This window comes from Oleiagrimonas sp. (assembly GCF_027858935.1).
Taxonomy (GTDB): Bacteria; Pseudomonadota; Gammaproteobacteria; order Xanthomonadales; family Rhodanobacteraceae; genus Oleiagrimonas.
In genome coordinates, this window is record NZ_JAQIBU010000171.1 from 1 (window position 1) to 8,666 (window position 8,666).

6 protein-coding genes and 1 pseudogene are annotated in these 8,666 nt (G+C 65.3%); 1 reads left to right on the forward strand and 6 read right to left on the reverse strand.

The window, feature by feature from the left end:
* Positions 1–131 (forward strand): annotated as a pseudogene (locus tag PF446_RS06210) (orotidine 5'-phosphate decarboxylase); the annotation flags it as partial.
* Positions 132–250: 119 nt separating this feature from the next.
* Here PF446_RS06210 and def read toward each other — a convergent pair.
* From def to xerD, 6 genes are all read right to left on the reverse strand, one after another.
* Positions 251–784 carry a peptide deformylase gene (def, locus tag PF446_RS06215; RefSeq protein ID WP_298070372.1) on the reverse strand — a complete coding sequence of 178 codons (534 nt, stop codon included), beginning with the start codon at positions 782–784 and terminating at the stop codon, positions 251–253.
* 103 nt (positions 785–887) lie between these two features.
* On the reverse strand, positions 888–1,541 hold the full coding sequence (locus tag PF446_RS06220) for a DUF4197 domain-containing protein (protein ID WP_298070373.1): 654 nt from the start codon (positions 1,539–1,541) through the stop codon (positions 888–890).
* A gap of 210 nt (positions 1,542–1,751) precedes the next feature.
* Positions 1,752–2,636 (reverse strand): glycosyltransferase family 2 protein, encoded by an 885-nt coding sequence (locus PF446_RS06225; RefSeq protein ID WP_298070374.1) that lies wholly within the window; start codon positions 2,634–2,636, stop codon positions 1,752–1,754.
* Between the two features lie 104 nt (positions 2,637–2,740).
* Positions 2,741–6,607, reverse strand: coding sequence for a phosphoribosylformylglycinamidine synthase (purL, locus tag PF446_RS06230; protein ID WP_298070375.1), 3,867 nt, complete (start codon positions 6,605–6,607; stop codon positions 2,741–2,743).
* A 100-nt stretch (positions 6,608–6,707) separates the two neighbouring features.
* Positions 6,708–7,523, reverse strand: a complete 816-nt coding sequence (locus PF446_RS06235; RefSeq protein WP_298070376.1) for a DsbC family protein — start codon at positions 7,521–7,523, stop codon at positions 6,708–6,710.
* 132 nt (positions 7,524–7,655) lie between these two features.
* The gene (gene xerD / locus PF446_RS06240; RefSeq protein WP_298070377.1) at positions 7,656–8,567 is read right to left on the reverse strand and encodes a site-specific tyrosine recombinase XerD; all 912 of its coding nucleotides are present in this window, start codon (positions 8,565–8,567) and stop codon (positions 7,656–7,658) included.
* Positions 8,568–8,666 lie beyond the last annotated feature (99 nt).

Genomic DNA, 8,666 nt, shown 5'->3' on the forward strand with positions numbered 1-8,666 from the left:
CCGGACTGATGATCAGCTCCTCGCGCGCCATTCTGTACGCGGGCACGGACACAGACTTTGCCGCATCCGCACGTGCGGCCGCCCGGGCGATGCGGGACCAGATCAACCGCTGCCGCGTCGGCCGCGACTGACCGCTGGTGCAACCGCCGCAACCTGCAGGGCCGGCACATGGCGACAACCGCAAACCGCCGCTTCGCTGCAGGAACGTGGCTTGCGGCGACCGTTGCCGGACATGCCACCGCGTACGCAGTCAGGCCTCAAGTTCGGGATCAAGCTCGGGGAACAGCACATCGATAAAGCCGAACTTGCTGAAATCGGTGATCCGCGACGGATACAGCCGCCCGATCAGGTGGTCGCACTCATGCTGCACCACGCGCGCATGGAATCCTTCGGCCGTGCGTTCGATCGGCGCGCCCTTGCGGTCCAGTCCGCTGTATTCGATCAGACTGAAGCGCTGCACCGCGCCGCGCATGCCGGGCACCGAAAGACAGCCCTCCCAACCTTCCTCCATGTCCTGGGACAACGGAGTGATAACAGGATTGAGGAGGATCGTGAGTGGTACCGATTCGACATTCGGATACCGATCACTGTGATCGAAGCCAAAGACCACCACCTGCAGGTCCACTCCGATCTGCGGCGCGGCCAGCCCCACCCCGCCGGCGTGATGCATGGTGTCGAACATGTCCTCGATCAGCGCATCCAGCTCGGGCGTGCCGAATGCCTTCACCGGCTCGGCAATCCGAAGCAGGCGCGGATCACCCATCTTCAGGATTTCGCGGATCATCGAGATCTCCGTAAGCAAGCCTTGAACACTCTGACCAGCCTACGGCGAACAACCTGAATACGCCAAGCAAGGTCCCGTGCAGCCATCCCCTTCATGATGCGTGTCAGCGACCGCCGAACACCTTTTTCAACAGTGCCGTGGTGCGCGCTGCGGGATGTTCGCGTATGGCTTTTTCCTCGTCCCCGATGGTCTTGAACAGACCGTTCAGTGCCTCATGGGTGACGTAGGTGTCCAGATCCAGGTCATTGTGCTTGCTGGACTGGCCGAGCAGGGAAAGAGCCGATCCAAGAGTGCCTCCCCGACTGTCGGATACCAGGGCTTTGTAGTGCCGGGTAACGCCGACACTATTGGTGGCCCGTGCCACGATGGGCTGGATGCGGGCGGCCAATGCCGGGCCTTCCACGCGGCGGAAATAATCGGTGGCGGCGTGATCACCGCCGCTGAGAATGCCCCTGGCGTCCTGCAGCGTCATCTTGCGTATGGCCTGGCCAAACAGGTCGGCCACCTGCGGCACGGCCTTTTCCGCTGCGCGGTTCAGGCTGAGCTGGAAGGCGTCGACTTTGGCGCCCTGCCCCAGCTGACGTGCCAGCTGGGCAACCTGCTTGAGCCTGCCAGGCAATGGAATACGCACGGCGGGATTGTTCCAGAAGCCGTTGTGGCGACCCAGCGTGTCGATGGCGTGCGTGGTGCCCTTGGCCAGGGCCTGCTTGAGGCCGGCGACCACATCTCCTCCGGACAAGGCCGAAGTGCTGGTCACGGAGCGGCCCTGGATCTGTCGGAGAAGACTCTTCCACTGCGGGCCGGCAGGGGAGGACGTAGCTGCCGGTGACGACGCGCAGGCTGGAAGCACGCCGAGCGCCAGCAACAGTACACACGCAACGAACAACCGAGATGAAAAAGCGTTGGCAAGGCTCATGAGAACACTCGAATCAATGACCCGTCACGGGCCGTACAGGCAGGCGTTGGTCTAGTCGTCAGACACCGGCCGCTTTCGTTTTCCAGCCCTGGTCCCAGGAAGCGTGATCAGAAAATGCGACCAGATCCCCAACCAGACTACTGCAGCGATCCAAGGTTTGCGCAAAACCGGGTCATGATTGCGCAGCCAGCGCCACATGCCGGTGTGCTTGTGGCGACTGACAAACACCGGCCGGTGATGGCTGGAACCGCCGCCGGCATGTTCGACGCAGACATCCCCGGCCAGCAATACCTCGTAACCGGCATCGCGCACGCGTCGACACAGGTCCAGGTCCTCGAAGTGCAGAAAAAAGTCCTCGTCGAAACCCCTGCAACGTTCGAACACGCGCATGGGCAGCATCATCAGCGCGCCGGACACGGCCTCCTCGACGCTGACGCCTTGCGGGAGCGGGCCGGGCACGTGTACGCCATCCAGGCCGACGCTGTCCGTCTTGCCGCGCAGGGTGTTGCGCACGCGTTGCAGCAGGGGGTCGCGCCGCCGCGAAGACGGATCGACCGCGCCATCGGGAGACTGGATCACCGCTCCGACCAGCCCGCCATTGCGGCGTGAAGCAAGCGCCTCGCGCATGCGCCGCATGGTCCCGGGCTGCAGCATGCAGTCGGGGTTGAGAAAAACAACATGGTCGCCGCGCGCCTGTGTGGCGCCGATATTGGCTGCCGCGCCAAAGCCCAGGTTGCTGCGGTTGTAGAGAATGTGAAGGTTGCCCAGGTCGCTGTGCGCACGGGCGATGGCCTCCGGCTCGCCGTCTTCGGAACCGTTGTCGACCACGATCACCTCGACCGCCACGTCGCTGGCCAGTGCGCGGTTCACGCACTCGCGGGTGGACGGTCCGCTGTCGGCCGTGACAATGACGATGCTGATGTATTGCTCATCCATTGCGATCTGTTCCATCCCTGTCGGTGCATGGACCGGGCATATCCGAAGCCGCCCGAAGCATCGCCGATGCTAACCCGTTACGGCAAAACCGGCCAACCGGGTGATCAGTCCAGCCACACGCGGGCGTTGCGGAACATGCGCATCCAGGGCGAGTCCTCGCCCCAGGCCTCAGGGTGCCAGGACATCTGCACACTACGGAACACGCGCTCGGGATGCGGCATCATGATCAGCACGCGTCCATCTGCGGCCGTGAAGCCGCCAAGACCACCGGGCGAACCATTGGGGTTCAGCGGGTAACGCTCTGTCGGGGCGCCGCGGTTGTCCACGTAGCGCAGACAGCCATGGCTGCGGGACGGGCTGCAATCGGCCGGAAAGTCGGTCCGGCCCTCGCCATGCGCGACCACCACCGGGATCCGCGAACCCGCCATCCCCTTGAGCAGGATGCTGTCCGATTCCATCACCTCGAGCGTGGACAAACGGGCTTCATACTGCTCGGAAGCATTGCGCAGGAACTTTGGCCAATGGTCGGCGCCGGGAATGATGTCCTTCAGTTGCGACAGCATCTGGCAACCGTTGCACACGCCCAGGGCAAAGCGGCCGCTGTCGGCAAAGAAACGCTCGAACTGCGGGCGCAGGTGCTGGTTGTGCAGGATGGTGGTCGCCCAACCGCGACCGGCGCCCAGCACGTCGCCGTAGGAGAAGCCGCCGCAGGCGGCCAGGCCATGGAATTTTTCCAGGGTCGCTCGTCCGGCCAGCAAATCCGACATGTGCACGTCCACCGCCTCGAATCCCGCACGGTCGAAGGCCGCAGCCATCTCGACCTGTCCGTTGACGCCCTGCTCACGCAGGATCGCAACGCGCGGACGCTTGCCGGTGGCGATCATCGGCGCAGCGATGTCCTCGGCTGGATCAAACGTGAGCTTGGGCTGGATGCCGCGGTCGTCATCATCGATGCGCCACTCGAGTTCACTGTCGGCGCACTCTGGGTTGTCGCGGCGGCGCTGCATGGCATGGCTGGTTTCGGACCAGGCCTTGAACTGCTCCTTCCAGTTCCACTTTGCAAAGACATCCGTGCCCAGCAGCAGCTTGATGCCCAGCTTGCTGCGCGGCTCGCCGATGCGGTAGCTCAGGCCCGCAACCCCATGCTTGTCGAGCAACGCGCGGAACGCCTCGCGATGGTCGCGCGGCACTTGCAGCACAGCGCCCAGTTCCTCGTTGAACAGCGCGCGCAGGCTGGCATCGGCCCAGCCTTCAAGCTGGATCTCCAGGCCGCAATGACCGGCAAAGGCCATTTCCAGGAGCGTGACGATCGCACCGCCATCGGAACGGTCGTGATAGGCCAGCAGCATGCCTTCGGCGTTGGCTTCCTGGACCAGATCAAACAAGCCCTTCAGACGTTTCGGGTCATCCAGGTCGGGCGGCACGCCGCCGCCGCGGTTGAAGGCCTGGGTCAGCGCCGAGGCGCCGAGGCGATCACGACCGCCGCCGAGGTCGATCAGCCACAGGTCGGACTCACCCTTGTCCAGGCGCAACTGCGGGGTAAGCGACATGCGCACGTCATCGACACGGGCAAATCCGGTCACGACCAGCGAGACCGGCGACACGGTGCGTTGCTCCCCGTCCTGCGGATCGTCCCATACGGTCTGCATCGACAGCGAGTCCTTGCCCACGGGGATCGAGATGCCCAGCGCCGGACACAGCTTCATCGCCACCGCATGCACGGCGTCGAACAGCGCCGCGTCCTCGCCCTTGTGGTCGACGGCCGCCATCCAGTTGGCCGACAGGCGGACCCGGCCGAGATCGCCGATCGGCGCGGCGGCAAGATTGGTGATGGCCTCGCCCACGGCGATGCGTGCAGCATCGGGACTGGACAACAAGGCCACCGGGGCGCGCTCGGCCATGGCCATGGCCTCACCGGCGTAGCCGTCGAAATCGAGCAGTGTCACCGCGCAATCTGCCACCGGCACCTGCCATGGTCCCACCATCGGGTCGCGCGAGCACAGGCCACCGACGCTGCGGTCGCCGATGGTGATCAGGAACGACTTGCTGCCGACCACCGGCATGCGCAGCACCCGGTCCAGGGCTTCGCGGATATCGATACCCGACAGATCAGGCACCAGGTCCACGCGCGGCTTGCTGCGAACGGCATCGCGGTGCATGCGCGGCGGCTTGCCGAAAAGCACGTCCATCGGCAAGTCGATCACACGTATGTCGCGACGTGTGTCATGCACTCGAAGGTGGGCCTGCTCGGTGGCCTCGCCCACCACGGCCAGCGGGCAACGTTCGCGCACGCAGATGGCCTCCAGGGTCTCCAGATCATCCGGGCGCACAGCAATGACATAGCGCTCCTGCGACTCGTTGCACCACACCTGCATCGGTGTCAGCGCCGGGTCGTCGCAGGGGATCTTTGCCAGGTCGATGTCGCCGCCCAGACCTGCGTCGTGCAGGATCTCGGGAATCGCGTTGGACAGGCCGCCGGCACCCACGTCATGAATGCTGACCATGGGATTGGATTCGCCACGCGCCCAGCAACTGTCGATGACTTCCTGGCAGCGGCGCTCCATCTCCGGGTTGTCGCGCTGCACCGAGGCGAAATCCAGCGCATCGGTGGAACTGCCCGAGGCCATCGACGAACCGGCCGCGCCGCCCAGGCCGATCAGCATCGCCGGTCCGCCCAGCACCACGACCTTGTCGCCGGGCCGAACAGTGCCCTTGGCCACGTGCTGATGACGGATGTTGGCCAGGCCACCGGCGATCATGATCGGCTTGTCGTAGCCGCGGCGCACGCCGGGCGTGCCGTTCTCGACCTCAAAGCTGCGGAAGTAGCCGCCCAGGCAGGGCCGGCCGAACTCGTTGTTGTAGGCAGCCGCGCCCAGCGGGCCATCGCGCATGATCTCGAAGGCGCTGGCGAATCGGGCCGGTAGAGGACGATCGTTCTCCCACGGCCGCGCCAGTCCGGGAATGCGCAGGTGCGAAACAGAGAAACCGTTCAGGCCGGCCTTGGGCTTGCCGCCGCGGCCGGTGGCGCCCTCGTCGCGGATTTCACCACCGGCGCCGGTGGCCGCGCCTGGCCACGGGGCGATGGCGGTGGGGTGGTTGTGCGTCTCGACCTTGATGGCAAAGTCGATCGTCTCCTCGTGTCCGCGCCATACGCCATCGGCAGAATCGGCAAAGAAACGGCGCCCGGGGCCGCCCGCAACGACCGCGGAGTTGTCGCTGTAGGCCGACAGGGTATGTTCGGGGGAGATCTTGTGGGTGTGCCGGACCATGCCGAACAGCGTGGCCGTCTCCGGCTCCGCATCGACCGACCAGGTGGCATTGAAGACCTTGTGCCTGCAATGCTCGGAGTTGGCCTGCGCGAACATCATCAACTCGGCGTCGCTGGGATCGCGGTCCATCTCGGCATAGCGCGCGGCGAGGTACTCGATCTCGTCATCGGCCAGCGCCAGGCCCAGGTCGCTGTTGGCCTGCCGCAGAGCCTTGGTGGCGTCCTCATTCAGGTCGACGCGTTCGAGCGGTCCCGGCTTGCCATGCAGAAACAACCCCTCGGCCTCATCGATCCGTGTCAGCACGGACTGCGTCATGGCATCGTGCAACTGGCCTGCCAGCAGGTTCCAGTCCGTCGAATCGGGCTCGGGAAGCCCCTCCATGCGATAGGCCACGCCGCGCTCCACACGGACCATGTCCAGGCCAGCCTCGTGCACGATGTCGGTGGCCTTGCTCGACCAGGGCGAAATGGTCCCCAGCCGCGGAACCACCCAAACCGACGCCTGTGCGGGATCGCCGTCGCGGGCGTCAAGCACCTCGATCAGGCGGGTACGCGTCGACGACCCAAGGGACTGACCCGCTTCGACAAAGTAGACAAACCAGGTCGCATGCACGCGCACGCCACGATAGATCGTGTCCAGGCGCGCATTGAGCTGGTCGAGACGAAACGGGGAGAGGGCACTGTGCCCGTCGAGAGCAATCATGTGCGTTCTTGGAAGAGGAAAGAGACCATTCTATCTGATGGCCGGCCGCGTCAAAACCACCGCAGTGTGCGCGCCCCCGCTGCGCCCTCAAACGACCGGTTCAGGGGCTTGACGACACCGAACTGCCGCTGTCCGCAGCGTCCCGCGCATCGCTGACCCGTGTCATGCGCAAGGCGTGCAGCAACTGGGACGGACTGAGGTAACCGCCCACCACGGAACCGTCCCCGGCAATGATGGTCGGTGTGGCATCCACGCCGATGCGCTCGCCAAGCCGATATTCACGCGCGATCGGGTTGGGACATTTTGCCACAGGGACAGTGGCCCCCACCTTGGCCTGGTCGAAGGCCTTCTTGCGATCCGGTGCGCACCACACCGACACCGCCTTGACGTACGAAGGTGTTTCGCGACCGCTGGGGACCGCCTTGATCCCCGAACGCGGCCAGAACAGGTAGCGCACCGCGATACCCTCGGCGTTGTAGGCCGCCATCTGTTGATGGAACACGCGGCAATAACCGCAGTCGATGTCGGTGAACACCGTCACCGTGAACTTCGGATGCGCCGGCGCATAGGTCAGGTAGTCGCTGGCGGGAACGGCGGCAAGGGTCTCGCGTCGTACGGTGTCCATCCGCCGACGGGTCAGATTACGCTGTGCCGGGGCGTCATACAGCGTGCCGGCCATCACATAGGTTCCATCGGCGCTGACATAGACCATGCTGCCTTGCACCAGGGCCTGGTAGAAACCGGGGACCGGCGCCGGGCCGACATGGCTTATCGTTGCGCCGGGCGCCAGACCGGCAAGCGCCTTGTGAACAACCTGCGAGGCGTGGCCTTCGGTGCCCGCGCTTGCATTCGCAATCACCCCGGCGAAAAGGGCAAGCGCGACGATGGGGAACAGCACCCTTGGTAACGTCTTCATGTGGACTCTCGACTCCGGGCCAGGGACACGCTGGGTGCGTGCGGGGCCGGTTTGTGACGCATTGTCTCACGATGATCGGACGCACAACACAGGATGGGTGCCCGGCCTGCACTGCGGGATGCGCAGCGTTGGTCAGCCGCGCGGATGGTGCCGGGCATGCAGGCGCTTGAGCCCCTCTCGGGCCACCAGGGTATAGATTTGCGTGGTGCTCAGTGCACTGTGGCCCAGCAGCATCTGCAGCGCGCGCAGGTCCGCGCCGTGATTGAGCAGATGGGTGGCGAAGGAGTGGCGCAACACGTGCGGCGAGATGCGCCTGGCGTTGATGCCCACCTGCATGGCGTAGCGTTTGACCAGGATCCAGAACATCTGTCGGCTCATCGCCGCGGCGCGATTGGAAAGAAACAGCGCCGCCGGCTGGCGACCCCGCGCCAGTTGCGGACGTGCGTCATGCATGTAGCGGGTGATCCAGTCCAGCGCGGTCTCGCCCACCGGGACCAGCCGGTCCTTGTCGCCCTTGCCGGTCACCCGCAGCACCCCCTGACCCAGGTTGAGGCCGGCGACCGGAAGGTTGACCAGTTCCGAGACGCGCAGGCCCGAGGCGTACATCAACTCGAGCATGGCGCGGTCGCGCAGCCCCAGTGGCGTACCGACATCGGGTGCGGCCAGCAGTGCCTCGATTTCTCGCTCGCCCAGTGCCTTGGGCAGGCCACGCGGCAATTTGGGGCGCTGCAGCAGCAGCGTCGGATCCTCGAAACCGGTTCGCTGGCGACCGATCCAGCCGTAGTAGCGGCGAAAGGTGGTCTGCCGCCGCGCCATGCTGCGTGCGGACACACGCTCGGCACCCAGATATCCGGACAGATCCTCACGCCGGGCCTGTTCCAGACCACGCGCGTGTCCGGCGAGCCAGCGCGCGAGTCCCTCCAGATCGCGGCGGTAGGCTTCCAGCGTGCGCTCGGCCAGGCCGTCCTCGGACCACAGCCGCTCGATGAAGGCATCGATGCTGGCGCGGTCCACATCGGCGATACTGTGCATCTGTTTGCCCATGACCGGATGCTGGACGCAATGATGTGGCCGGCGCAAGCCCATGAATGAATCGACCCTCCTGCCCGCGCCGCTCTGGCGCCGCCTGCTGGCCCTGGCCTA